A 24,251-nucleotide genomic window follows, 5' to 3' on the forward strand; every position below is an offset into this window, starting at 1 on the left:
GCGTCGGCGAACGCCCGGTCGTGGATGGCCGGGCAGGGCGTTCCGGAGCCGGTGGCGTCGTGCCAGGGAAGGTGGCCTGAAGCTGCTGGACCACAGTCTGCACCGGCCTTCAGTTCTGCGAAAATCCCGCAATGGCCGCCGACCCCGCACCGAGATATCCCGCGATGAACAAGCTCCCCGCCATCCTGCTGCTTTCCACCGCCGTACTGACCGGCAATGGACTGGCGGCCGAGAGCGGAAGCCGGGTGCTCGCGAAGTTCGACGACGTCGGCGCCTGGCAGCTGATCACCTCGCCGCAGGTCAGCGGCTCGCTGCGGCCGGTGAGCGGCAACGGCGGCCGCGCGCTGTGCCTGGACTACGACTTCCACGAGGTTTCCGGCTATGCGGGCATCCGTCGCCCGCTGGATATCACCTGGCCGGACAACTACCAGGTGTCGTTCGGCCTGCGCGGCGATTCGCCGGCCAACGACCTGCAGTTCAAGCTGGTCGATGCCAGCGGCGACAACGTGTGGTGGGTCAACCGTACCGGCTACAGTTTCCCGAAGAACTGGACGCGGGTGAGCTACCGCAAGCGCGAGATCGAGAAGGCCTGGGGGCCGGGCCAGGACAAGACCCTGCGTCGCAGCGCGGCGGTGGAATTCACCATTTACAGCAAGGTCGGTGGCAAGGGCACGGTCTGCTTCGACCAGCTGACGCTGCAGCCGCTGCCCAAGGAAGACAACTCGGCGCTGACTGCAACCGTCATCGCCGACACCGCGACCGCGCTGCAGCAGCGCATCGCCGATGGCAAGCCGGATACGGTGTGGATCAGCGGCGGGGTCAAGCAGCAGACCGTCAGCCTGGACCTGGGCAAGGTGCGCGAGTTCGGCGGTGCGGTGATCCAGTGGGTGCCGGGACTGGAGGCGTCGCGCTACACGGTGCAGGCCTCCAGCGACGGCCGCGACTGGCACAAGCTGCGCGAAGTGACCGCCGGCGGTGGCGGGCGCGATTGGCTGGCCTTGCCCGGGACCGAGGCGCGCTACCTGCGTTTCGACCTGATCGACGGCCCCAACTGGCGCTATGGCATCCGCGACATCAGCCTGAAACCGCTGGATTTCGCCGACACGCCCAACGATTTCGTCCGCTCGGTGGCGCGCGACCTGCCGCGTGGATCGCTGCCGCGCGGCTTCAGCGGCGAGCAGCCTTACTGGACCCTGCTGGGCCTGGACGGCGGCCGCGAGCAGGCCTTGATGGGCGAAGACGGCACGCTGGAAGCGGTCAAATCCGGCTTCAGCATCGAACCGTTCGTGGTGCTGGACGGCAAGGTGCTGGGCTGGGCCGACGTGACCGCCAGCCAGCGCCTGCAGGACGGTTATCTGCCGGTTCCTTCGGTCGACTGGAAGCATGAAAAGTTCGACCTGCAGGTGACCGGCTTCGTGCAGGGCCGCCCCGAACAGGCGCAGCTGGTGGCGCGCTACCGCCTGCACAACCCGGACAAGGCGGCGCACGAGTATCGGCTGGCGCTGGCGGTGCGGCCGTTCCAGGTCAACCCACCGAGCCAGTTCCTCAACACCGTCGGCGGCGTGAGCCGGATCGAGCGGCTGGCGATCCAGGGCGGGCAGGTGACGGTCAATGGCCAGCCGCGGATATTCGCCGCGACGCCGCCCGACGCCGGTTTCGCCAGCGCGTTCGACAGCAAGCTCGACGTCGCCCACCTGGCCGACAAGACCCTGCCGGCAACGCGCGAGGTCAACGACCCGACCGGGCTGGCGTCCGGCGCGCTGCTCTATACATGGAAGCTGGAGCCGGGGCAGAGCCGCGAGGTCGCGCTGGTGCTGCCGCAGACCGGCGCGTGGTCGATGCCGGGCGGCTTCGATGCCGACAAGGCGCAGCAGCAGGTCGCGGCGATGTGGCGGCAGAAGCTCGACCAGGTGCGGCTGCAGCTGCCCGACGCCGGCCAGCCGCTGGCCGACACGCTGCGTACCGCGCTGGCGCACATGCTGATCTCGCGGGTTGGCCCGAGCCTGCAGCCGGGCACCCGCTCGTATGCGCGCAGCTGGATCCGCGATGGCGCGATGATTTCCGAAGGGCTGCTGCGCCTGGGGCGCGAGGATGCGGTGCGGCAGTACCTGGACTGGTATGCGCCGTACCAGTTCGACAGCGGCATGGTGCCGTGCTGCGTGGATGCGCGCGGCAGCGACCCGGTGCCGGAGAACGACAGCCATGGCGAGCTGATCCACGCCATCGCCGGATACTGGCGCCACACCGGCGACATGGCCTTCCTGCAGCGAATGTGGCCGCACATACTGGCGGCCTGGGGCTACATGGAAGACCTGCGGTTGAGCGAGCGCACGGAAGAAAACCGCGCGCGCAACCCGGGCTTCTACGGAATGATGCCGGCCTCGATCAGCCACGAGGGCTATTCGGCCAAGCCGGTGCACTCGTACTGGGACGATTTCTGGGCGTTGCGCGGCTACAAGGATGCCGCCGACATGGCGGTGGCGCTGGGGCTGGAAACCGAAGCGCAGGCCATGGCCGGATCGCGCGACCAGTTCCGCCAGGATCTGTACGACTCGCTGCATGCGGCCATGGCCCAGCACCACATCGACTACCTGCCGGGTTCGGTGGAACTGGGCGATTTCGACGCGACTTCGACCACCATCGCGCTGGCGCCGGGCGGCGAGCAGGGTCGCCTGCCGCAGCCGGCGCTGGACAACACTTTCGAGCGCTACTGGCGGCAGTTCGTCGAGCGCCGCGACGGCACGCGCCAGTGGAAGGACTACACCCCGTACGAGTGGCGCAACGTCGGCGCCTTCGTGCGTCTGGGCTGGCGCGAACGGGCGTGGGAGGCCAGCGGGTTCTTCTTCAAGGACCGCGCGCCGCCGGCCTGGAACCAGTGGGCCGAGGTGGTGTCCTCGACGCCGCGCACGCCGTTCTTCGTCGGCGACCTGCCGCATGCCTGGGTGGCCTCGGACTTCGTGCGCTCGGCGCTGGACATGTTCGCCTACGAACGCGAGATCGACGACGCCATCGTGCTTGCCGCCGGCGTGCCGGCGCCGTGGCTGGCGGGCAAGGGCATCACCGTCGAGGGCCTGCGCACCGCACATGGCCCGCTGCGGTATTCGCTGGTGCGCGGCGACCGGCAGTTGACCCTGAAGGTCGCCGATGGCCTGCGCCTGCCCGGCGGCGGGCTGGTGCTGCCCTGGCCCTATGAGGGCGAACCTGGCGCGGCCAGCATCAATGGCGAGCCTGCGCCGTGGTCGGGCAGGGAGCTGCGGATCATGGCGTTGCCGGCGAAGGTCGAGATCGAGATTCCGGCCGAGCTGCGGCGCAGCGAGCGCGGCCGGCGCTGAGCCGCGCGGGGGCCTACCGGCACTGGAAGTCCTGCGGTCCCAGCGGCTGGCAGCCGTCGCCCCAGTGGCCGGTCTGCCGCCAGTAGCCGGCGACGCCGGTTTCGACCAGCAGTTTCCTGAAATCGGGATGGGCGCGCAGCGCGGAATAGGGCGCGTTCCAGAGCGCGACATAGGGTGCCGGCGCCACCGCACCCTGCTGGAATCCCTCCTGCGCTTCCATGCCGGCGCGCAGCGTCGCCACCGCCAGATCGGCGTCGTCCAGCGCATCGGCCACGCTGGTCCAGACATGGGCGCGTTCGATGCCGCCGCCATAACCGGGATCGGCCAGCGCCCGGCGGACCAGGGCGAGCATCGCGACGCGGTCGTCCAGTACCGTGCCCAGTTCGGTGAAGAACGACGTGTCGAAATCAGCGCCGTTGCCGCTCAGGCGCCGGTGAAGTTCCTGCAGTTCGGCCAGTCCGCCCGGGCGCTTGCCGGCGAGCTGGCGGAAGAAGGCGACGGCATCCGGTTCCAGCTGGCTGCCTTCCAGGGTTCTGCCGCGCAGGTATTCGGACTCGGCATCGGCGTAGCGGCGCGCGGCGGTGTAGTCGTATTGCAGGTCGCGCGAAAGGTAGAGTGCCATCGGTTCGACTGCGCGCACCTGTTCCACCAGGGCGATGGTTTGGTCCAGGTGACCCATGGCATAGAGCATGTACGCGTAATCCCAGACGCGTTCCTTGGTCGGCGGGCCGGACTCGGCGATCTGCCTGGCCAACGCGATGGCCTCGGCGCGCTTGCCTTCGCGCCACAGCGCATTGGCGCGATCGCGCCTGGCGACCCAGCTGTCCGGCGCGATGCGCGCGATCTGCGCGCGTACCTGCAGCGCTTCGTTCTTCAACTGCCGCGCCTGGGTGCCGCCCAGTTCCTGCGCCATGGCGTTCAACGACACCGCCAGCGCATCGCGGCACAGAACGCACTGCGGGTCCATGGCGACCATTTCCCGTGCCAGCCGCAGGCGCTCGCGGTCGTGTTCCAGGTCGAAGCGTTCGGCCATGACGATGCCGCGCCAGCGCAGGTAGCGTTCGTAGACCTCGACCTGGGTGGTGCCACCCTGTTCGCGGTTGAACCGGGCCACGTCCAGTTTCACGCTCAGGGCCAGTGCCACGTCGCGGGCGATCTCGTCCTGCACCGCGAATACGTCGCGCAGTTCGCGCGCGTAGGTCTTCGACCAGAGATAGCTGCCGTCCGCGGCGCGGAGCAGCTGCGCGGTGACCCGCAGGCGGTCGCCTTCGCGGCGGATGCTGCCTTCCAGCAGGTGATCGACACCGAGCTTCCCACCGATCGCCCGGGGCGTTTCGTGCCGGCCCTTGAACGAGAAGCTCGACGTGCGCCCCACCACGCGCAGCGTGGGCGCCTGCGCCAGCTGATCGAGGATTTCCTCGGCCAGGCCGTCGGCCAGATATTCCTGGTCGCCGGCGCGTGACAGGTCGTCGAACGGGAGCACTGCCAGCGACACCTCGGCAGCAGGCCGATCGGTAGCCGCCCGCCATGGCTTTGACGGCAGCCACCATGCGAGTGCCGCGAGCAGCGACAGCGTCGCGGCCACGGCGATCGTGGCGATGACAGGCCGGCGCCGGCGTCCACCGGGTGGCGTGGGCGCCGACGGGGCCGCGCCGGCGCCGGCATCGATGGGTATCACCGGCGCTCCGGCTTCGGTGCCCGCCGCCCCGGCCGGCAGGTCGAAGCGGTAACCGACGCCATGCACCGTATGCAGCCGCCGCGGATGCGCCGCATCCTCGCCCAGTGCCTGGCGCAGCAGGCTCATGATCCGGTTCAGCACGCTCTGGGTGACGTGGCGGTGGCCCCAGACGGCGTCGAGGATCTCATCCCGGGTGAATGCGCGCCCTGGCGCTCCGGCCAGCAGTGCCAGCACGGCGAAGGCCTTGGGCTCCAGCGCCTGTTCCCGCCCGGCCCGCGACAGCCGCCGCCCGGCCAGGTCGATGACCACATCGTCGAAGGCGACCCGTTGCGGGGTGGATGGCGGCATACCGGCTCCGGAGGGTGAAAGCCATTCTTGTCAACAACCTGCATGCGGCCTGCGGCGACCAGGCCCTTCCTAAGCTTTTCCTCACGAACCTGCGCAGGGCCTGAGCCGTTCCGAAAGACATGCCGGCGCCAAGGGAGGGACGCTGGCGCAACACGCCGTCAACGCCGGGAGAGAGTGCCATGAATGAACGCGCCAGAGTGGCCATGGGGCAACGCCAGCCGGCGGTGCGCGGGATGGACGAGCGCCTGCTGTGCTGGAGCGGGCGCCTGTTCCGTCTGGTGGCGCTGGTCGGCATGGCGGTTTTCGGCAGCTATATCCTGCTTCGCGCCAGCGGCGCCACGTTCCGGAATTTCGCGCAGTGGCGGCCGCTGGTCGAAGGTCAGCCGATGCCGGCCTGGTCGGACTGGGTCGCCTCTATCGGCATCGGGATGCACTTCGCGATGGGGGCGATCCTGCTGTTCGCCTGGCCGATCCTGTTCTCGTCCATGATCCGTACCCGCCACCGGGCGGTGCATCGCTGGACCGGGCGGATCTACGTGAGCGCCGGGTTCCTGGCCGGCTGCGGCGGGCTGTCCTTCATCTTTGCCCATGGCGCCTATACCCCGGCGGCGTCGGTCGCATTCGGCATCTGGGGCGGGGTGATGATGCTCAGCGCGGTCATGGCCTATGTCCATGCGCGGGGGCGGCGGTTCGACCTGCACCGGGCGTGGGTCATCCGGCTGTTCGCCATGGTGCTCGGTTCGTGGCTGTTCGATATCGAATTCCGGGCCTGGAAAGACCTCACCGGCGGTGCCGGGATCGGGCAGGGTGAGGCCAGCGGCTTTTTCGACCATGCGCTGCTTTACCTGTTCTTCGTCCCCAACCTGCTGGTCGCCGAATTTTTCATCCGCAACAAACACAGGCGGATCGCCCTGCCGCATGCATGGCGCTGGCCGGCGCTGGCAGGGTTGGCCGCGGTCGCAGGGGTCTTCGTCTATGCGGTGGTCGCGGTGAGCGCGACCGGCACCGGCAAATACGGCAGGCACCTGCTGCAGCTCGTGACGGGGTGAGGCCGGGCACCGGGTTTCGTTTGTGTCGGCAAGGTTGTGTTGACAATGGATATACGTCGGCGCAGCATCTGTATATCTTTTGTGTATTGGAGGGCTGGGCCATGCGGGCCGCTGCCATCAACCTGCGTGCCTTGCCCGAGCAGCGCGACCTGATCGACCAGGCCGCCAGCCTGCTGGGCAAGAGCCGTTCCGATTTCATGCTGGAAACCGCCTGCCAGCGCGCGCGAGAAGTGGTGCTGGACCAGGTGTTCTTCACCCTGGACGCGGAGAAGTTCGAGCAGTTCATGGCGATGCTGGATGCGCCGCCCGAGCCGAATCCTGGTCTGGAGCGGTTGCTGGCAGTAAAGGCTCCCTGGGAGAAGGCGCCTGATGCGTCTACCGCTGACTGAGCCTTGCGCACTGGCGGCGGCCCACCGACTGGATGACTTCGATTGCGGCGAAGCCGAACTCGATGATTGGTTGAAGCAGCGTGCGCAGGTCAACCAACTGGGCGGCGCCAGCCGTACCTTCGTCGTGGCGGATGCGGACAACATTGTGCGCGGCTATTACGCCTTGGCTGCCGGCGCGATTTCACACGAGCTGGCCTTGGGGCGGATCAAGCGCAACATGCCAGATCCGGTGCCGGCCATCGTGCTGGGACGTTTGGCGGTGGATCGGTCGGCGCACGGTATCCAACTGGGTGGCGCACTGCTGAAGGATGCACAGCTGCGTGTGGCGGGAATCGCGCGACAGGCCGGCGTACGCGCCCTGCTGGTGCACGCGCTGCACGAACGCGCGCAGCAGTTCTACATGCACTACGGTTTCCAGCCTTCGCCATTGCAGCCGTTGATGTTGATGCTGCGGCTGGATGCCGGCCGGGATTGAACCCCCGGACCTCTATTGTTGTAGGAGCTGGTTTTACCAGCGGATGCTCTACGCAAACGGGTCGGGAAGCATTCGCCGGTAAAGCCGGCTCCTGCAGAAATACGGATCCACGCTGCCGGATCAGCCGGCACGCACCGAGCGCACGATGGCGGCAGCGGCGGCGGCGGATTTCCTCACCTCGTCCCATTGGCCGTTGCGGATCCAGGCGTCGGACACCATCCACGAGCCGCCGATGCAGACCACGTTCTTCTGGCTGAGATAGTCGGCCGCGGTGGCCTCGGTGATGCCGCCGGTGGGACACAGCTTCAGTTCGGGGATCGGCCCGGCCACGCCCTTGATCATCGCCAGCCCGCCCACGGCGGTGGCCGGGAACAGCTTGCAAATGCGGAAGCCACGCGCCAGCAGCGCCAACAGCTCAGTGGGCGAAGCGGCGCCCGGCACCACCGGCAGCGGCGCCTTGGCCAGCGCGTCGGCCATGTGCGCCGGTGTGCCGGGGGTCACCAGGAAGTCGGCGCCGACGTCGATGGCCTGGCGCATCTGCTCGATGGTCAGCACCGTGCCGGCGCCGACCACCACGTCGGGCAGCTCGCGCTTGAGCATGGACAGCGCTTCCATCGCCACCGGCGTACGCAGGGTCAGTTCGATGGCCGGCAGGCCGCCTTCCAGCAACGCGGCGCTGACCGCGCGCGCCTGGTCGAGGGTGTGGACGGTGACGACGGGCAGGATGCCGGCGGCGGTGAGCAGGTGTTCGGCGCGATCCTGGTGCTGGGCGATGGTCATGGCGTTGTTCCGGTGGAGCGGGCCGGGGTGCGGCACGCGAAGGTCAGGCGTCCTTGGCTTCGTGCGGGGCCGCGGCGGCGGCTGCGTCATGGCCAAGTTCGTATTCGGCGTCGTATTCCCAGACGCCGCCATCGGGCCGCGCCGGGCCGCAGGAAATCGAGATGGCGCCCTGGTCGGCAGGGCCGACGATGCGGCGGTTCATCGCGAACAGGTTGCGGCCCAGGTCGTTGCCGGCCGGTGCAGTGTTGGCGGCGATGCCGCGCGCCGCCCATTCGGTGGCGTCGACCAGCACTTCCAGCGTGCCGGCCTCGCCGTCCAGGCGGACGATATCGCCCTCGCGGATGCGGGCGATGGGACCGCCGCGCGCGGCTTCGGGGGTGACGTGGATGGCGGCGGGAATCTTGCCCGAGGCGCCGGACAGGCGGCCGTCGGTGACCAGCGCCACGCGCCGGCCCTGGTTCTGCAGCAGGCCCAGCAGCGGCGCCAGCGAATGCAGTTCCGGCATGCCGTTTGCCCGCGGTCCCTGGTAGCGGACCACGGCGACGAAATCCTGCGGCAGGGCGCCGGCGGCATGCAGCTTGTTCAGCGCCTGCGGTGCGTCCACGACCACGGCCGGCGCTTCGATCGTGCGGTATTGCGGCTTCACCGCCGACAGCTTGATCAGCGAACTGCCGATATTGCCCTTGAGCAGGCGCAGCCCGCCCTGGGCTTCGAACGGCTCCGTGGCCGGACGCACGACCTCGGTATCGGCGCTCTGCGCGACGGCCGGCGCATAGACGACCTTGCCGTCGATCAGCCGCGGTTCCTGCGCGTAGGCGCGCATGCCGCCCTCGGCGATGGTTTGCAGGTCGTCATGCATCAGGCCGGCATCCATCAGCTCGCGGAACACGAAGCCCGGCCCGCCGGCGGCGGCGAAGCGGTTCACGTCGGCTTCGCCGTTGGGGTAGACGCGCGCCAGCAGCGGGACGATCTGCGAGAGCTGGTCCATGTCGTCCCAGGTCAGCACGATGCCGGCCGCCCGTGCCACCGCGATCCAGTGGATGGTGTGGTTGGTGGAGCCGCCGGTGGCCATCAGTGCGACGACGGCGTTGACGATGGCGCGTTCGTCGATCAGCCGGCCCAGCGGGCGGAAGTCGTCGCCCAGCGCGCAGATTTCCAGCGCGCGCGTGGTGGCGGCGCGGGTCAGCGCGTCGCGCAGCGGCAGTTCCGGATTGACGAAGGAAGATCCGGGCAACTGCACGCCCATCGCTTCCAGCAGGACCTGGTTGGAGTTGGCGGTGCCGTAGAAGGTGCAGGTGCCCGGCGCATGGTAGGAGTCGGCCTCGGCCTGCAGCAGTTCCTCGCGGGTCGCTTCGCCGGCGGCGTAGCGCTCGCGCACCTCGGCCTTCTTCTTGTTGGGAATGCCCGGCGTCATCGGCCCGGCCGGCACGAACACCGCCGGCAGGTGGCCGAACGCCAGCGCGCCGATCAGCAGGCCCGGCACGATCTTGTCGCACACGCCCAGATGGATGGTGGCATCGAACATGTCGTGGCTCAGGCCGATGGCGGTGGCCTGGGCGATGATGTCGCGGGAGAACAGCGACAGCTCCATGCCGCCGCGGCCTTGGGTGACGCCGTCGCACATCGCCGGCACGCCGCCGGCGACCTGCGCGGTGGCGCCGAGTTCGCGCGCCGCGTCGCGGATCAGCTGCGGGTAATGCTCGAACGGCTGGTGTGCCGAGAGCATGTCGTTGTAGGCGGTGATGATGCCGAGGTTGGCCGTCACGTCGCCGCGCAGCCGGCCCTTGTCGGTCGGGCCGCAGGCGGCGAAGGCGTGGGCCAGGTTGCCGCAGCTCAGGCGCGAACGGAAGGGGCCCTCGCGCAAAGCGGCCTCGATGCCCGCCAGGTAGGCCGCGCGCGACGGAGCGCTGCGCTGGCGGATGCGTTCGGTGATGGCGTGGATTTTCGGATGCAGGCTCATGGCTTTACACGCGGGGAAGGGGGAATAGGGAAGTGGGAGTAGCGGGGAAGCGGAAAACGGAAAGCGGAGGGTGCGGCTTGGTCTGGATCATTGCCTCGGCCAGGCGATCTCCCATTCCCGCTTCCTGTACCCCGTTCCCGGCTTTCACGCGCACCAGTGCACGCGTAGTTTCGTGCCGGGCGCGTCGATGGCGGCCAGCACCGGGTAGCGGTGCACATCGCCGGAGGCGAGCGCGGCTTCGAGCACGTCGAGCTTCTGCTGGCCGCGCAGCAGCAGCAGGCGGGTGCCGATGGAGGCGAGTCCGCGCGGGGTAAGCGTGATGCGCAGGTGCCAGTCCCTGGCGACCGGGCAGCCGCTGGCGTCCAGCGCCGCATACGGCTTGCCGCCCTGCAGAGCGCGTTCCAGGTCGCGCGAACCGGGGAACAGCGAGGCGGTATGGCCGTCGTTGCCCATGCCCAGCACCACCAGGCAGGCCGGCTGCGAATGCTCGGCCTGCAGGTTGGCGTCATGCACGCATTCGGCCAGCGATTTGCCCACGCGTACCAGCGGGTCGAAATGCGCCCCTTCGGCCTGGTTGAGGAAACTGTGGCGCACCAGCCAGGCGTTGCTGTCGCGGTCCTGCGGCGACAGCCAGCGTTCGTCGGCCAGGCCGACTTCCACGCGCGCCCATTCCAGCGGCTGCTCGGCCAGCATCTCGTAGACCGGAGCCGGGGTGGTGCCGCCGGACAGCAGCATGCGTGCGCGGCCGCGCTGGCCGATCTCGTGGCCGAGGATCGTCGCCATTTCGTGGGCCACGCTTTCGGTCCACTGCTCTTCGTCGGAATGACGGATCAGGGTAAGGCGTTCGGAGAGGGCGCTCATGCGGATGCTCCGGTTGGAGCCTGCTCCAGGTCCAGTGCGTAGGCGGCCGCACCGAGCAGGCCAGGGCAGGGGTGGACGATGGCCAGCGAGGGCACCTGCGACAGCGTCGCGGTGAAGCGGCCCTTGTTCTCGAAGTGACTGCGGAACCCGGAGTGCTGCAATGGCCCGAGCAGGCGCGGCACCAGTCCGCCGGTCAGGAACACGCCATCCCAGGCGCCCTGTACCAGCACGGCATCGCCGGCGACGGCGCCGAAGATGTCCATGAACACCTCGATCGCGCGCATGGCGATCGGATCGCCGGCCGCGGCGCGTTCGCTGACCTGTGCAGGCTGCAGCTGCCCTGGGTCCTGGCCGGCGATCTCGCTCAGCGCGCGGTGCAGGTTGACCAGGCCAGGGCCGCAGATCAGGCGCTCGTTGGAGACGCGGCCGAACTGCTGGGCGAGGATCTCCAGGATGCGGATCTGCTCGGGCGTGGTCGGCGCGAAACTGGCATGGCCGCCTTCGGTCGCCAGCGGATAGCAGCGGCCATCGCGGACCAGCAGGCCGCCCACGCCGAGCCCGGTGCCCGGGCCGATCACGCAATAGTTGCGCGGTACCGACGGTGCGGCCGGCTGCCAGCCGGCGCCGCCGACCTGGACCACATCGGCCGGCTGCAGCAGGGCCACCGACATCGCCTGGGCGACGAAGTCGTTGATCAGGTGCAGGCGGGACATGCCCAGCTGTGCCGCGGTGCGCGAACGCGAAATCACCCACGGATGGTTGGTGATGCGTGCCTCGTCGCCATCCACGCGCCCGGCCACGGCGAACACGCCGCTGCGTACCGTGGCACCGCGTTCCTGCAGGTAACAGGCGGCGGCTTCGGCCAGCGAAGGAAAGCGCGCCACCGGGTACTCGCCGATACTGCCCTGGTCCAGGGGAACCGCGGCGGTGATGTCGGCCAGCGCGAAGCGCGCATTGGTGCCGCCGATATCGGCGACCAGCACGTGTTCCGCGGGACCGCTCACAGTTCGCTGTCCGAACGGTTGTCGGCGACGATGGCCGCGGGCAGGAACAGGTGCGCCTGGTCCGGGCCCCAACTGCCGGCCGGGTAGGGTTCCATCGGCAGGTTGGCGGCCTTCCATGCATCGCTGACGCTGTCGATCCAGGCCCAGGCCGCGCGCACTTCGTCATCGCGCACGAACAGCGCGTGGTTGCCGTTGAAGGCGTCCAGGAACAGGCGTTCATAGGCGATGCGGCGATGCAGGCCGGTCGGCACCGACAGTTCCAGTTCCAGCGGCTGCAGTTCCAGCGCGCCCCATTCCGGGCCGGCCAGCGAGCTCATCAGCCCCAGCTGGATGTTCTCCTGCGGCTGCAGCTGGAAGGTCAGCCGGTTGGGCTGCGCATGGCGGCGGTCGGGGCGTTCGAACAGCCAGTGCGTGACTGGCTTGAGGTTGACCTCGATGCGGGTGGTGCGTTCGGGCAGGCGCTTGCCGGTGACCAGGTGGAACGGCACGCCGGCCCAGCGCCAGTTGTCGATGTGCGCGGTGACGCCTACGAAAGTTTCGGCCTCGCTGCCTTCAGGCGGCTGGTAGGCCTGCGCCGGCTGGCCGTTGATGGTGCCCGCGGTATAACGGCCGCGCACGCTGTCCTTGGCGGCATGGCGGGCATCGAGTGGACGCAGCGCGCGCAGCACCTTGACCTTCTCGTCGCGGATGCGGTCGGCTTCCAGCGAGGCTGGCGGCTCCATCGCCACCAGGCACAGCAGTTGCAGGATATGGCTCTGTACCATGTCGCGCATCGCGCCGGAACGCGAGTAATAGGAATCGCGGCCGTCCACGCCATCGCTCTCGGCCACCATGATGTGCACCGATTCGATGTAATTGCGGTTCCACACGGCCTCCAGCAGGGTGTTGCCGAAGCGCAGCGCCATCAGGTTCTGCACCGCTGCCTTGCCCAGGTAGTGGTCGATGCGGAACACGCGGTCCTCATCGATCAGCGCGCCGATCGACTGCAGGATTTCCTCCGCGCTGGCGCTGTCCGAGCCGATCGGCTTCTCCAGCATCAGCCGGTGCGGCGCTCCCAGCGCGCCCCCCAGGGCCAGCCCCTCGCAGGTGGAGATATACAGGCCCGGCGGGATCGACAGGTAGCTCACGCAGCGGCGGCCATTGAACTCGCGCACCGCCTCGGCGATCGAGCCGGGGTCGCGCAGGTCCACCGAACGGTAGTCGATGCGCCGCAGCAGGTTGTTGATGTCGTCCTGGCTGGCCTGCGGCAGCGCCTGTTCCAGCCGTGGCCGCAGGATGTCGCGGAATTTTTCGGTGTCGTGCGGCGACAGCGCCATCGCACGCACCCGGAAGTCCTCGGGGAGCAGGCCGTCGCCCAGCAGGCGCAGCAGGGAGGGGAACAGATAGCGCTGGGCCAGATCGCCTGTGGCACCGAACAGGAGGAGGGTGTCGTGCATGGCTCGAGTTTCGTGGTCTGGTGACATCGTTGTCAATTGCCCTTCTCTATGTTCTGGTTGCTGTTCCGGTGGGGGTCCCGCAGCCTTCGGCCGCACCTGGGCCGGCTCGGGACGAGCGGGGCGGGGCGTGCTCGAAGGGAGTGCGTCCCGGGCGCGAGGAGGCAGGCCGGCATGGGCTTGCACGGGGCGCTGCCGCGAGCCGTTGATGGTGCCATGGGAAAACGTTTGCGTGGCAGAATGTTTCCACTGTATTCGTATTCGGGAGCGGTCGTCCCGAGGGCGTTGGCGGCAGGTGCCGTCATCCACTCCGCCGGTCGCCGTGGCGCGATCGGAATGAATGAGGCAGGCGATGGCGGACGTGCGGTTCGACGAGGTGCGCAAGGTCTACGACAACGGCCAGGTCGCCGTGCACGGGGCCAGTTTCGGGATCGCCGACGGCGAGCTGATGGTGCTGGTGGGGCCATCGGGCTGCGGCAAGTCCACCCTGCTGCGGATGGTGGCGGGGCTGGAAGAGATCAGCGCCGGCACGCTGTCCATCGGCGGGCGCGTGGTCAACGACGTAGCGCCGAAGGACCGCGACATCGCCATGGTGTTCCAGAACTACGCGCTGTACCCGCACATGACCGTGGCCGAGAACCTCGCCTTCGGCCTGAAGCTGCGCGGGTACGACAAGGCCGAGGTGGCCCGCCGCGTGCAGGCCGCCGCCGACATGCTGGGGCTGGACGGGATGCTCGACAAACTGCCGCGGGCGATGTCCGGCGGCCAGCGCCAGCGCGTGGCGCTGGGACGCGCGCTGGTGCGCGAGCCGGCGGTGTTCCTGCTGGACGAGCCCTTGTCCAACCTCGATGCCAAGCTGCGCCATTCGGTGCGGACCGAGATCGCGCAGCTGCACCGCAAGCTGGGCACGACGATGATCTACGTCACCCACGACCAGGTCGAGGCGATGACCCTGGGGCAACGCATCGTGGTGCTCAACGACGGCGCGATCCAGCAGATCGACACGCCGATGGCGCTGTACGAGCGGCCGGCCAACCTGTTCGTCGCCGGTTTCCTCGGCAGCCCGGCCATGAACACGCTGCGGGGGCGGCTGCAGGTCGCGGCGGACGGGCGGTTCGAACTGGGCATGGGCGAAGGGGAGCGGATCCCGCTCGGCCGTCCCCCGATTGCGCCGGACTGGTCGGGGCGCGAGGTGGTGGTCGGCATCCGCCCGGAACACCTGCAGCCGGCGGGTGGCGAAACGGCGTTCGCGGCGGTCATCGAGAGCATCGAGCCGGTCGGCAACGAGATGTTCGTGAATCTGCGCCTTGGCGCGCGGCCGCTGGTGATGCGGGTGCCGCCGCAGGCGCTGCCTGCGGTGGGCGAGAGGATCGGTGTGGCGGTCGCGTCCGCAAGCCTGCATTTCTTCGACGCGGCCAGCGGCCTGCGCCTGGAGTCCGGCGCGTAGCGGACCTGCTACGCGGTACCGGGAAGCCGGACAGGCGGGAGGCTGCTGCCGGTGGACAGCCGCATCAGCGCGCCAGTCCGTCGAGCAGGTCCAGGCGTCTGGCCTTTCCGTTGCCCACTTCCAGCCCGTCATCGGCCAGGCCCAGCGGCAGCACGGCCAGTGCCAGCACGCCGGCACTGCTGGCGACGACCCCGACGCTGGCGCCGGCCTGTGTCACTGCGTCGCCGGCCGTACTGGCGGCGTCGGTGTGCAGCAGCACCAGCGAGCGCTTGGCCTTGCCCAGGAAATGGGTGCGCGCCACGATTTCCTGGCCGGGGTAGCAGCCCTTCTTCACGCTGTAGGCCGACAGGCGATCCAGGCCCAGTTGCTGCGGCGTCCACTGTTCGCGCTGCGAATCGTCCAGCCGAGGCAGGCCGAAGCGCAGGTCGGACTGGCGCCAGGCCAGCTCCGCCGCTTCCTCGCAAGGCGCGCTGCCGGCCTCGACCAGGCGCAGCGTGCGCGGATGCGCGGCATTGCCGACGTCCAGCTCGATGGCGCCGTCCTCCAGGCGGGCCAGCGCCGTGCCGCGGGCCAGGGATGGCGTCTGGAAAGCAGCCTCGACGGAGAGCGTGCCGGCAGGCGCCAGGCTCACCTTGCGCCTGAACACGAAGCGCCGCAGCTGTTCAGCCATCGCCTCGGTGCCGCCGTCGTGGCAGACCAGCAGCAGGTGTTCGGCGTCCAGCCGCAGCAGCTGGAACACCGCCAGCACGCGCCCCTTGGCGGTCAGCCAGGCGTTCCATTGCCAGTGGCCATCGGCCAGCGACGGCACGTCGTTGGCGAACTGGGCCTGGGCGAAAGCGACCGCATCCGGGCCGGAAAGGCCCAGCACCTGGGGCTGGCGCAGTGTGCGCAAACCGCTGAAAAGAGGGGCGAGGTTGTCAGACACGTGAACGGGGACTAAAATTTGTGCGTTGCGAGACCGATCATGATAGGCCAAACAACCCCCACTCCCGAGGACGGAACCGAAGCCCTGCCGGAACCGGAGAAGCAGCCGCTTCCCGATGCCGGATCGGTACCGCAGGAAATCGGCGGACGCGGCGGACTTGATCCGGTGCGTTACGGCGATTGGGAGAAAAACGGTCGCTGCATCGATTTCTGAGCAGCGTCAGCCAACGCGGCAACCGCCGCCCAGCCGAGATAACGAGTCAGCGAATGGCGAACAGACCCCGCCCCCTTTCTCCGCACCTGCAGGTGTATCGCTGGCAGATCCAGATGGCCACCTCGATCCTGCATCGAGCCACCGGCATCGTTCTGTCCGTCGGAGCCCTGATCATTGCCGGCGGCCTGCTCGCCCTGATGATGGGCCCCGAGTCCTGGAACTGCTTCACCACCCACGCCAGCGCGTGGTACGGCAAGGTGATCCTGTTCGGCTGGACCTGGTGCTTCGCCTATCACCTGTGCAATGGCCTGCGCCACATCATCCAGGACTTCGCCATCGGTTACAGCAAGCCGGCCTTCATCCGCAGCAGCTGGCTGTCGGTGATCGGTTCGCTGGTCATCACCGCGCTGGTCTGGGCCTACGTCTGCTGCTTCGGAGGCGCCGCATGAGCAATTTCCGCACCCCCCTGAAGAACGCACGCGGCCTGGGCAGCGCCAAGTCCGGCACCATGCACTTCATCCACCAGCGCCTGACCGCCACCGCGCTGGTCGCGCTGACCCTGTGGTTCCTGTGCTTCGTGCTGAGCCTGATCGGCGCCGACTATGTCACCGCCGTCACCGCCGTGGCCAAGCCGTGGAACGCGATCGCACTGGTCGGCTTCCTGGTCGCCATGTTCTGGCACGCGCAGCTCGGCCTGCAGGTCGTGCTCGAGGACTACATCCACAACTCGCTGATGGCGCTGGCACTGCAGACCACGGTCAAGTTCGTCGCCGTGCTCGGCGCGATCGTCAGCATCTTCGCGGTCGCCCGCGTCGCGCTTGGGAACTGATACATGTCCGCTTACAACATCACTGAACACAAGGTCGACATGGTGGTCGTCGGCGCCGGCGGCGCCGGCCTGCGCGCGACCTTCGGCCTGGCCCAGAAGGGCCTGCAGACCGTCTGCATCACCAAGGTATTCCCGACCCGCTCGCACACCGTGGCGGCGCAGGGCGGCATTTCCGCCGCGCTGGGCAACATGGGCGAGGACGACTGGCGCTACCACTTCTACGACACCATCAAGGGCTCGGACTGGCTGGGCGACCAGGACGCCATCGAGTACATGGTGCGCGAGGCGATTCCGGCGATCATCGAACTGGAGCACTACGGCGTTCCGTTCAGCCGCACCGAGGACGGCAAGATCTACCAGCGTCCGTTCGGTGGCATGACCACCAAGTACGGCGAAGGCCCGTCCGCGCAGCGCACCTGCGCCGCCGCCGACCGTACCGGCCATGCCATGCTGCACACGCTGTACCAGCAGTCGCTGGCGCACAACGCGCAGTTCATGATCGAGTACTTCGCACTCGACCTGATCTTCGACGAAGAGGGCGTCTGCCGCGGCGTGCTGGCGCTGGACATGGCCGAGGGCACCCTGCACCTGTTCCGTGCCCACGGCGTGGTGCTGGCCACCGGCGGCTACGGCCGCGCCTACTTCAGCGCCACCTCGGCGCACACCTGCACCGGCGACGGCGGCGGCCTCGTGGCCCGCGCCGGCCTGCCGCTGCAGGACATGGAGTTCGTGCAGTTCCACCCGACCGGCATCTATGGTGCCGGCTGCCTGATCACCGAGGGTGTCCGAGGTGAAGGCGGCATCCTGCGCAACAGCAGCGGCGAGCGCTTCATGGAGCGCTACGCGCCGCACTACAAGGACCTGGCCTCGCGTGATGTGGTGTCGCGTTCGATGACCATCGAGATCCGCGAAGGCCGCGGCGTCGGCGAGCACAAGGACCACATCCTGCTCGACCTGACCCACCTGGGCCCGGGCGTGATCGACGAGAAGCTGCCGGGCATCGCCGAGAGCGCGCGCATCTTCGCCGGCGTCGACGTGCACAAGCAGCCGATCCCGGTGATCCCGACCGTGCACTACAACATGGGCGGCATCCCGACCAACTACCACGGCGAAGTGGTGCGCAAGGTCGGCGACAACCCCGACGCGGTGGTGCCGGGCCTGTACGCCATCGGCGAGGCCGCCTGCGTGTCGGTGCACGGCGCCAACCGCCTGGGCTCCAACTCGCTGCTCGACCTGGTGGTGTTCGGCCGCGCCGTGGCCAACCGCTGCGCCGAGACGATCAAGCCGGGCGCGCCGCACAAGACCCTGGGTTCCGACGCCTGCGACAAGGCGCTGGGCCTGCTGGACAAGCTGCGCCACGCCAATGGCGACACCCCGACCGCCGTCATCCGCGACCGCATGCAGCGCACGATGCAGGCCGACGCCGCCGTGTTCCGCACCAGCAAGACGCTGGCCGAGGGCTGCGAGAAGATGGCCGAGGTGTTCGATTCGTTCCAGGACGTCAAGGTGTCCGACCGCTCGCTGGTCTGGAACTCGGACCTGATCGAGACCTACGAGCTCAACAACCTGCTGCTCAACGCCGTGGCCACCATCAACTCGGCCGAGCAGCGCAAGGAAAGCCGTGGCGCGCATGCCCACGAGGACTATCCGGAGCGCGACGACGCCAACTGGATGAAGCACACGCTGGTCAGCGTCGACGACAAGGGCAAGTGCAGCTTCGACTACCGTCCGGTGCACATGTACACGCTCACCGACGATGTCGCCGTCGTGCCACCCAAGCCGCGCGTCTACTGATCCGGGGAACCTACGAACATGGCTGAATTTGCACTCCCGAAGAACTCCCGGATCACCCAGGGCAAGCACTTCCCCGCCAAGACCGGCGGCAGGAACCTGCGTACCTTCAAGATCTACCGCTGGAGCCCGGACGACGACCAGAACCCGCGTACCGACACCTACGAGGTAGACCTCGATGCGTGCGGGCCGATGGTTCTGGACGCGCTGATCAAGATCAAGAACGAGATCGATCCGACCCTGACCTTCCGCCGCTCCTGCCGCGAAGGCATCTGCGGTTCGTGCGCGATGAACATCGACGGCACCAACACGCTGGCCTGCACCCGCGCCATCAGCGACTGCGCCAAGGCCGAGGTGCCGATCTACCCGCTGCCGCACATGGAAGTGGTCAAGGACCTGGTGCCGGACCTGACCCACTTCTACGCGCAGTACGCCTCGATCAAGCCGTGGATCCGCACCCAGACCCCGGCGCCGCCGGACCGTGAGCGCCTGCAGTCGCCGGAAGACCGCAAGAAGCTCGACGGCCTGTATGAGTGCATCCTGTGCGCCTGCTGCTCGACCTCGTGCCCGAGCTACTGGTGGAACGGCGAGCGTTACCTGGGCCCGGCGATCCTGCTGCAGGCCTACCGCTGGATCATCGACTCGCGCGACGAGGACACAGGTGCGCGCCTGGACGATCTGGAAGATCCGTTCAAGCTGTACCGTTGCCACACCATCATGAACTGCGCCCGGACCTGCCCGAAGGGGCTGAACCCGGCGCTGGCGATCGCCGAGATCAAGAAGTTGATGATGGCGCGCCGCGCCTGATGCGCCGGCTCCCGCGATGCCCTGCATCGCGGTCATGGCGGCACCGGTCCTTCGGGCCGGTGCCGTTTTCGTTTCCGCCACGGCGAGGTCGTGGCATCGGCAGGTGAGCGATGAGCCCCGAAGACGAAATCGAATTGAAGAAGCTGCGCTGGCGCTGCCGACGCGGCATGCGCGAGTTGGACCAGTTGTTCGGCCGCTATCTCGACCAGCGCTGGGAACAGGCGCCTACAGCCGAACGCGCGGTTTTCCTGCAGTTGCTGGAAACCGAAGACGACAAGCTGTGGCGCTGGTCCATGGGCTACGAGGCCTGTCCCGATGCGCAGCAGGCAACCCTGTTGGAGTACATCCGCGACCTTCCGCTGTGAGTGGCGGCCCTCGCGCTGGCAGGCCGGCGCCCTGCTGCTGCTCGGCCTGCTGGGCGCCGTCGCGCTGCTGAACTGCGAACTCGAACGGCCTGTCGCATGGCCGGCGGCGTTGCTTGGTTCATGCTGGGGCCTGCGCATGGCGCGCCGCGGGCTGCGCCAGCCGGCCCGGCAACTGCTGGTTCCGCCGGCACCGGTGCCGGCCAGCCTGGATGGCGTGGCGATCGACGCGCTGGAACTGCTGGAACGCGGCCCGCTGCTGGTGCTGCGCTGGCGCATGGGGAAGCGGTGCGGCCAGCTGCTGTTCTGGCCGGATACGCTGCCGCGCGCACGGCGACGTGAACTGCGACTGGCCGTGCGCGTCAGCGCCGTTTCCCGTTAGCGGGCGGGGATGGCAACATGGCGCCACTCCACCGGCACACGCGCATGTTCAGACCCTTACCCGTCGCAATCGGATTGCGTTACCTGCGGGCCAAGCGCCGCAACGGTTTCATCTCCTTCATCTCCATGGCATCGATCCTCGGCATCGCGCTCGGGGTGACGGTGCTGATCACCACGCTGGCGGTGATGAGCGGTTTCCAGAAGGAAATCCGCGACCGACTGCTGCAGATGTCGGCCCACGCGACCGTCAGCGCCGATGGGGAGCCGATGAGCAACTGGCAGCACGCGGTGGACGTGGCGATGCGCGACCCGCGCGTGGCCGGCGCCGCACCCTACATCGAGATCCAGGGCATGCTCGCCGGCCCACGCGTGCAGGGCGCGATCGTGCAGGGCGTCGATCCGGCGCTGGAGCCGAAGGTGTCGGTGCTGGGTGAGAAGATGCAGAAGGGCTCGCTGGACAGCCTGCAGCCGGGCGAGTTCAACATCCTGCTCGGCAAGGAACTGGCGCTGTGGCTGGGCGTGGACGTGGGCGACAGCGTGGTGGCGACGCTGGCCGAGATCCAGGGCACCCCGGTCGGCGCGATGGCGCGGACCAAGCGCTTCAAGGTCAGCGGCATCTTCGAGGCCGGTTCCAACGAAGTCGATCGCGGCGTGGCCTTCGTCAACATGCAGGACCTGGAGCGGGTGCTGCGCGTGGACGGCGTGACCGGCGTGCGCCTGAAGCTGCACGACATGGACCAGGCCTATACCGTGGCGCGCGACCTTGCCCTGAACCTGGAAGGCTATTACCGGGTCAGCGACTGGACCCAGGAGAACGCCAACCTCTACCACTCGCTGCGCATGGAAAAGACGGTGATGGGCATCCTGCTGTCGCTGATCGTGGCCATGGGCGCGTTCAACCTGGTGTCCTCGCAGGTGATGCTGGTCACCGACAAGCAGGCCGACATCGCCATCCTGCGCACGCTGGGGCTGACGCCGGGTGGGGTGATGCAGGTGTTCATGGTGCAGGGCAGCCTGATCGGGCTGATGGGCACGGTGGCCGGCGTGATCGGCGGCATCAGCCTTACGCTCAACCTCGAGCGCATCCTCGGCCTGATCGAGTCGGCCTTCAACATCAAGCTGCTGCCGGAGGACGTGTACTACATCACCGGCCTGCCGACCGACATGCAGACCGGCGACATCGTGGTGATCACCGCGGTGGCGCTGCTGATGAGTTTCCTGGCAACGCTGTATCCGGCCTGGCGCGCGGCGCGCACCCAGCCGGCGGAGGCGCTGCGCTATGAGTGAGAACGCGAGCATGGAATCGGTGATCCGCGCCGAAGGGTTGGCCAAGACCTACGCCGAAGGACGCATGCAGACGCCGGTGTTCGACGGGCTGGAGCTGGACATCCGGGCGGGCGAGACCGTAGCGATCGTCGGCGCTTCGGGGGCCGGCAAGAGCACGCTGCTGCACCTGCTCGGGGGGCTGGATACGCCCAGCGCGGGCGAGGTCTATGTGGCGGGGCAGAAGATGTCGGCCCTGTCCGATGCCGAGCGCGGGCGCCTGCGCAACAGTTCGCTGGGCTTCGTCTACCAGTTCCACCACCTGCTGCCGGAATTCACCGCGCTGGAAAACGTGATGATGCCGCTGTTGCTGGGCGAGGACGGCGGCCGTGATTACAGGCGCGGCTGGGTGGCAGCCTGCGTGGCGCTTGTCTGCTTCGCCACGCTGGCGTCGGTCAGGAGCGGGTACTGGATTTTCCTGTGGCTTGCCCTGGGCCTGTTGCTGGCCGGGCTGCTGGGGAAGGGGCTCGTCGCGTACTGGATCGGGCGAAGAAAGGTCGCCGCCGCCCGTCGGCGGGCGACCGAGATGCTGGAGGCCGTGGGGCTGGGGCATCGCCTGCAGCACAAGCCCGGCGAACTGTCCGGCGGCGAGCGCCAGCGCGCCGCCGTGGCGCGTGCGCTGGTCAACAACCCCACCTGCGTTCTGGGCGACGAACCCACCGGCAACCTCGATGACAAAACCGCCGCGACGGTGTTCGAACTGATGCTGGAATTGAATCGCAGGCATCGCACCAGCCTGGTGCTGGTGACCCACGACCGCAGCCTGGCCCGCAAGCTGGACCGGGTGCTGGAACTGCGTGGCGCCCGCCTGTATCCGCTGGACCCTGCCGAGGTCTGACCGGGACCCGGTCTCCCGACGTGGGGCGTGTCGGTTCCGATCCGGCACGCCGGCTGAACAGGCGCCGGACTGTCGCTTGCGCCTCACGGGGCGCGGTGCAAGATGACGGCGTATTCCCGAACAGGAGGTGTGTCGTGAAACGTCTGGCAATTGCTCTATTCGCCGCGGCAGCACTGGCCGGCTGCGCCACCACCGGCAAGCTTTCCAGCAGCGAACGGTTGGAGTTGTATCGGGCCCATGCCGGTGCGCCGGTCCGGGATTTCCAGTACTTCGGTTCCCTCAACGGCTGGACCGAGCTAGGCGACAGCGCGCTGGCGGTCTGGACCAAGCCCAGCGAAGCCTGGCTGCTGAGCCTGGGCGGCCCGTGCATGGATCTTTCCTATGCGCCGGCGATCGGGGTGACCAGCATGATGGGCCGGGTATCGGCGAAGTTCGACCGCGTGATCGTGCGCGGCGGCAATCCGGGCATGGCGCCGATACCGTGCCGGATCGACACCATCCAGCCGCTGGACGTGAAGGCATTGCGGGCTTCGGAAAAGGAGCTGCGCGATGCCAAGGTCGAGGCGCGTGCCGAGGACCAGGCCAACGGCGGCAAATAACGCCGCAGCGGCAGGGCAGGAAGGGGGGGGCGGCTGAAGGCAGCGCCCGCCCTTGTCGTTCAGGGGGCTTCGGGTGCGACGTAGCCGGCCGGCTTTTCCGCACCGCCGCCGAACAGGAACTTGACCAGCTCTTCTTCCAGGAACGCGCGATGCTTGGGGTCGCGCGGCGAGAGCCGGTTCTCGTTGATCAGCATGGTCTGGTGCGCCAGCCACGCCGCCCAGGCCTGCTTGCCGACGTTGGCGAAGATGCGCTGGCCCAGTTCGCCGGGGTAGGGCACGAAGTCCAGGCCTTCGGTTTCGCGTTGTTCGTACTGGCAGAAGACGGAGCGGGGCATGCGGTGTTCCTGTCGATGGAGCGGGCCGCCTCAATGGCGGTCGAGCAGCTTGCGGATCGGTGCCGGCAGGCCCAGCGAGGGCAGGTCGGCGCGGGCGACCCAGCGCAGGTCGTCATTGTCGCCCACCCGCGGGCGCAGGGCGACCTTGCGCAGGTGCAGCGGCTGCAGGTGCAGGCGGTAGTGGCTGAAGGTGTGGACGATCGGCGGCAGTTCGCTGGCGCCGTCGTAGTCGCCCTCGATGTTGCCGGCGAACCAGGTGCGCAGGCCGGCGTCGGTCTCGGCCTGCGGCAGCGTCCACAGCGAGGCCCAGATGCCGGTGGGTGGGCGCTTGCACAGCAGGATGCGGCCTTGCGCGTCTTCCAGCAGCAGGGCGCTGGCCTCGCGTTCGGGCAGCACTTTGCTGGGCTTGGGCGTGGGCAGTGAATCCACCAGGCCCTGCGCATGCGCCGCGCAACTTTCCTGCAGCGGGCACAGGATGCAGGCCGGGTTGGCACGGGTGCACAGCGTGGCGCCGAAATCCATCTGCGCCTGCGTCCAGTCGGCCATGCGCCCGTGCGGCACATGCGCCACGTGCTGCGCAGCCAGCGCCCACAGCTGCTTCTCGATGGCGGGCAGGCCCGGGTAACCGGCGATGCCGTGGTAGCGGGTCAGCACGCGTTTGACGTTGCCGTCGAGGATCGCGAACGGGTCGTTCCAGGCCTGGCTGAGGATGGCGCCGGCGGTGCTGCGGCCGATGCCGGGCAGCGCCAGCAGGGCGTCCAGGTCGCGCGGCAGGTCGCCGCCGTGCCGCTCGACGCAGCGTCCGGCGGCGGCATGCAGGTTGCGCGCCCGGGCGTAATAGCCCAGCCCGGCCCAATGCGCCATCAGCGTGTCGTTGTCGGCCGCCGCCAGATCGGGCAGGGTCGGGAACGACTGCACGAAGCGCTGGAAATAGGGAATGACCGTGGCGACCTGGGTCTGCTGCAGCATGATCTCCGACAGCCACACCCGGTATGGCGTGCGCGGATGCTGCCAGGGCAGGTCGTGGCGGCCGTGCTGGTCGAACCAGTCGAGAAGGAGGTGGGCGGGCGGGCTCATGCGGGCAACGGTTCC

At 68.5% G+C, this 24,251-nt stretch carries 24 protein-coding genes; 15 read left to right on the forward strand and 9 right to left on the reverse strand.

All coding sequences use genetic code 11. The annotated features are described in order from the left end of the window. The first annotated feature begins 164 nt into the window (after positions 1-164). Entirely contained in the window at positions 165-3,332 is a 3,168-nt protein-coding gene (locus tag AC1DGW_RS03300) for a discoidin domain-containing protein (protein ID WP_478019334.1), read from the forward strand. Between the two features lie 13 nt (positions 3,333-3,345). Here AC1DGW_RS03300 and AC1DGW_RS03305 read toward each other — a convergent pair whose 3' ends face one another. Further along, positions 3,346-5,358, reverse strand: coding sequence for a winged helix-turn-helix domain-containing protein (locus tag AC1DGW_RS03305; RefSeq protein WP_478019336.1), 2,013 nt, complete (start codon positions 5,356-5,358; stop codon positions 3,346-3,348). 179 nt (positions 5,359-5,537) lie between these two features. On the opposite strand from AC1DGW_RS03305, the gene AC1DGW_RS03310 reads away from it, so the two are divergent. The 3 genes from AC1DGW_RS03310 to AC1DGW_RS03320 all read left to right on the forward strand — a co-directional run bounded on the left by AC1DGW_RS03310 (position 5,538) and on the right by AC1DGW_RS03320 (position 7,271). Further along, complete coding sequence (locus AC1DGW_RS03310) at positions 5,538-6,407, forward strand: DUF2306 domain-containing protein (protein WP_478019338.1); 870 nt, start codon at positions 5,538-5,540, stop codon at positions 6,405-6,407. A 101-nt stretch (positions 6,408-6,508) separates the two neighbouring features. Continuing rightward, the gene (locus tag AC1DGW_RS03315) at positions 6,509-6,796 is read left to right on the forward strand and encodes a type II toxin-antitoxin system TacA family antitoxin (protein ID WP_478019340.1); all 288 of its coding nucleotides are present in this window, start codon (positions 6,509-6,511) and stop codon (positions 6,794-6,796) included. Beyond that, entirely contained in the window at positions 6,777-7,271 is a 495-nt protein-coding gene (locus tag AC1DGW_RS03320) for a GNAT family N-acetyltransferase (protein WP_478019342.1), read from the forward strand. The genes AC1DGW_RS03315 and AC1DGW_RS03320 overlap by 20 nt, the downstream gene beginning before the upstream one ends. A 120-nt stretch (positions 7,272-7,391) precedes the next feature. On the opposite strand, the gene eda is transcribed toward AC1DGW_RS03320, so the two are convergent. The 5 genes from eda to zwf form a co-directional block, all read right to left on the reverse strand. After that, positions 7,392-8,051: a bifunctional 4-hydroxy-2-oxoglutarate aldolase/2-dehydro-3-deoxy-phosphogluconate aldolase gene (gene eda, locus AC1DGW_RS03325; RefSeq protein WP_478019344.1), complete on the reverse strand. Its 660-nt coding sequence runs from the start codon at positions 8,049-8,051 to the stop codon at positions 7,392-7,394. A 43-nt stretch (positions 8,052-8,094) separates the two neighbouring features. Then, positions 8,095-10,011, reverse strand: coding sequence for a phosphogluconate dehydratase (gene edd, locus AC1DGW_RS03330; RefSeq protein ID WP_478019346.1), 1,917 nt, complete (start codon positions 10,009-10,011; stop codon positions 8,095-8,097). Between the two features lie 144 nt (positions 10,012-10,155). After that, positions 10,156-10,872: a 6-phosphogluconolactonase gene (gene pgl, locus AC1DGW_RS03335; RefSeq protein ID WP_478019348.1), complete on the reverse strand. Its 717-nt coding sequence runs from the start codon at positions 10,870-10,872 to the stop codon at positions 10,156-10,158. Then, positions 10,869-11,876, reverse strand: coding sequence for a glucokinase (gene glk / locus AC1DGW_RS03340; RefSeq protein ID WP_478019350.1), 1,008 nt, complete (start codon positions 11,874-11,876; stop codon positions 10,869-10,871). The genes pgl and glk overlap by 4 nt, the downstream gene beginning before the upstream one ends. Further along, the gene (zwf, locus tag AC1DGW_RS03345) at positions 11,873-13,312 is read right to left on the reverse strand and encodes a glucose-6-phosphate dehydrogenase (protein ID WP_478019353.1); all 1,440 of its coding nucleotides are present in this window, start codon (positions 13,310-13,312) and stop codon (positions 11,873-11,875) included. Before zwf ends, glk begins: the two co-directional genes overlap by 4 nt. A 349-nt stretch (positions 13,313-13,661) precedes the next feature. On the opposite strand from zwf, the gene AC1DGW_RS03350 reads away from it, so the two are divergent. Beyond that, a complete protein-coding gene (locus AC1DGW_RS03350; protein WP_478019357.1) occupies positions 13,662-14,756 on the forward strand; it encodes an ABC transporter ATP-binding protein in 1,095 nt (364 codons plus the stop codon). 64 nt (positions 14,757-14,820) lie between these two features. Here AC1DGW_RS03350 and ygfZ read toward each other — a convergent pair whose 3' ends face one another. After that, complete coding sequence (gene ygfZ / locus AC1DGW_RS03355; protein ID WP_478019361.1) at positions 14,821-15,681, reverse strand: CAF17-like 4Fe-4S cluster assembly/insertion protein YgfZ; 861 nt, start codon at positions 15,679-15,681, stop codon at positions 14,821-14,823. A 39-nt stretch (positions 15,682-15,720) separates the two neighbouring features. On the opposite strand from ygfZ, the gene AC1DGW_RS03360 reads away from it, so the two are divergent. The 10 genes from AC1DGW_RS03360 to AC1DGW_RS03405 all read left to right on the forward strand — a co-directional run bounded on the left by AC1DGW_RS03360 (position 15,721) and on the right by AC1DGW_RS03405 (position 22,824). Beyond that, a complete protein-coding gene (locus tag AC1DGW_RS03360) occupies positions 15,721-15,894 on the forward strand; it encodes a DUF1674 domain-containing protein (protein WP_478019363.1) in 174 nt (57 codons plus the stop codon). Between the two features lie 53 nt (positions 15,895-15,947). After that, complete coding sequence (sdhC, locus tag AC1DGW_RS03365) at positions 15,948-16,343, forward strand: succinate dehydrogenase, cytochrome b556 subunit (protein ID WP_478019365.1); 396 nt, start codon at positions 15,948-15,950, stop codon at positions 16,341-16,343. Further along, the gene (gene sdhD, locus AC1DGW_RS03370) at positions 16,340-16,723 is read left to right on the forward strand and encodes a succinate dehydrogenase, hydrophobic membrane anchor protein (protein ID WP_478019367.1); all 384 of its coding nucleotides are present in this window, start codon (positions 16,340-16,342) and stop codon (positions 16,721-16,723) included. The genes sdhC and sdhD overlap by 4 nt, the downstream gene beginning before the upstream one ends. A 3-nt stretch (positions 16,724-16,726) precedes the next feature. Then, positions 16,727-18,517 carry a succinate dehydrogenase flavoprotein subunit gene (sdhA, locus tag AC1DGW_RS03375; RefSeq protein WP_478019369.1) on the forward strand — a complete coding sequence of 597 codons (1,791 nt, stop codon included), beginning with the start codon at positions 16,727-16,729 and terminating at the stop codon, positions 18,515-18,517. 18 nt (positions 18,518-18,535) lie between these two features. Next, positions 18,536-19,321: a succinate dehydrogenase iron-sulfur subunit gene (locus AC1DGW_RS03380; protein ID WP_478019371.1), complete on the forward strand. Its 786-nt coding sequence runs from the start codon at positions 18,536-18,538 to the stop codon at positions 19,319-19,321. A 110-nt stretch (positions 19,322-19,431) separates the two neighbouring features. Then, positions 19,432-19,686, forward strand: a complete 255-nt coding sequence (locus tag AC1DGW_RS03385) for an FAD assembly factor SdhE (RefSeq protein ID WP_478019373.1) — start codon at positions 19,432-19,434, stop codon at positions 19,684-19,686. Beyond that, on the forward strand, positions 19,637-20,065 hold the full coding sequence (locus AC1DGW_RS03390; protein ID WP_478019375.1) for a hypothetical protein: 429 nt from the start codon (positions 19,637-19,639) through the stop codon (positions 20,063-20,065). Before AC1DGW_RS03385 ends, AC1DGW_RS03390 begins: the two co-directional genes overlap by 50 nt. A gap of 44 nt (positions 20,066-20,109) precedes the next feature. Then, positions 20,110-21,351 carry a lipoprotein-releasing ABC transporter permease subunit gene (locus AC1DGW_RS03395; RefSeq protein WP_478019378.1) on the forward strand — a complete coding sequence of 414 codons (1,242 nt, stop codon included), beginning with the start codon at positions 20,110-20,112 and terminating at the stop codon, positions 21,349-21,351. Continuing rightward, positions 21,344-22,225 (forward strand): ATP-binding cassette domain-containing protein, encoded by an 882-nt coding sequence (locus AC1DGW_RS03400; RefSeq protein ID WP_478019380.1) that lies wholly within the window; start codon positions 21,344-21,346, stop codon positions 22,223-22,225. The genes AC1DGW_RS03395 and AC1DGW_RS03400 overlap by 8 nt, the downstream gene beginning before the upstream one ends. A gap of 134 nt (positions 22,226-22,359) precedes the next feature. Continuing rightward, the gene (locus tag AC1DGW_RS03405) at positions 22,360-22,824 is read left to right on the forward strand and encodes a DUF6491 family protein (protein ID WP_478019383.1); all 465 of its coding nucleotides are present in this window, start codon (positions 22,360-22,362) and stop codon (positions 22,822-22,824) included. 59 nt (positions 22,825-22,883) lie between these two features. Here AC1DGW_RS03405 and AC1DGW_RS03410 read toward each other — a convergent pair whose 3' ends face one another. Then, positions 22,884-23,159 carry an oxidative damage protection protein gene (locus tag AC1DGW_RS03410; RefSeq protein ID WP_478019385.1) on the reverse strand — a complete coding sequence of 92 codons (276 nt, stop codon included), beginning with the start codon at positions 23,157-23,159 and terminating at the stop codon, positions 22,884-22,886. A 30-nt stretch (positions 23,160-23,189) separates the two neighbouring features. After that, positions 23,190-24,236 (reverse strand): A/G-specific adenine glycosylase, encoded by a 1,047-nt coding sequence (gene mutY, locus AC1DGW_RS03415; protein WP_478019387.1) that lies wholly within the window; start codon positions 24,234-24,236, stop codon positions 23,190-23,192. Between the last annotated feature and the right edge of the window lie 15 nt (positions 24,237-24,251).

Source organism: Stenotrophomonas sp. 05N423, assembly GCF_056397145.1.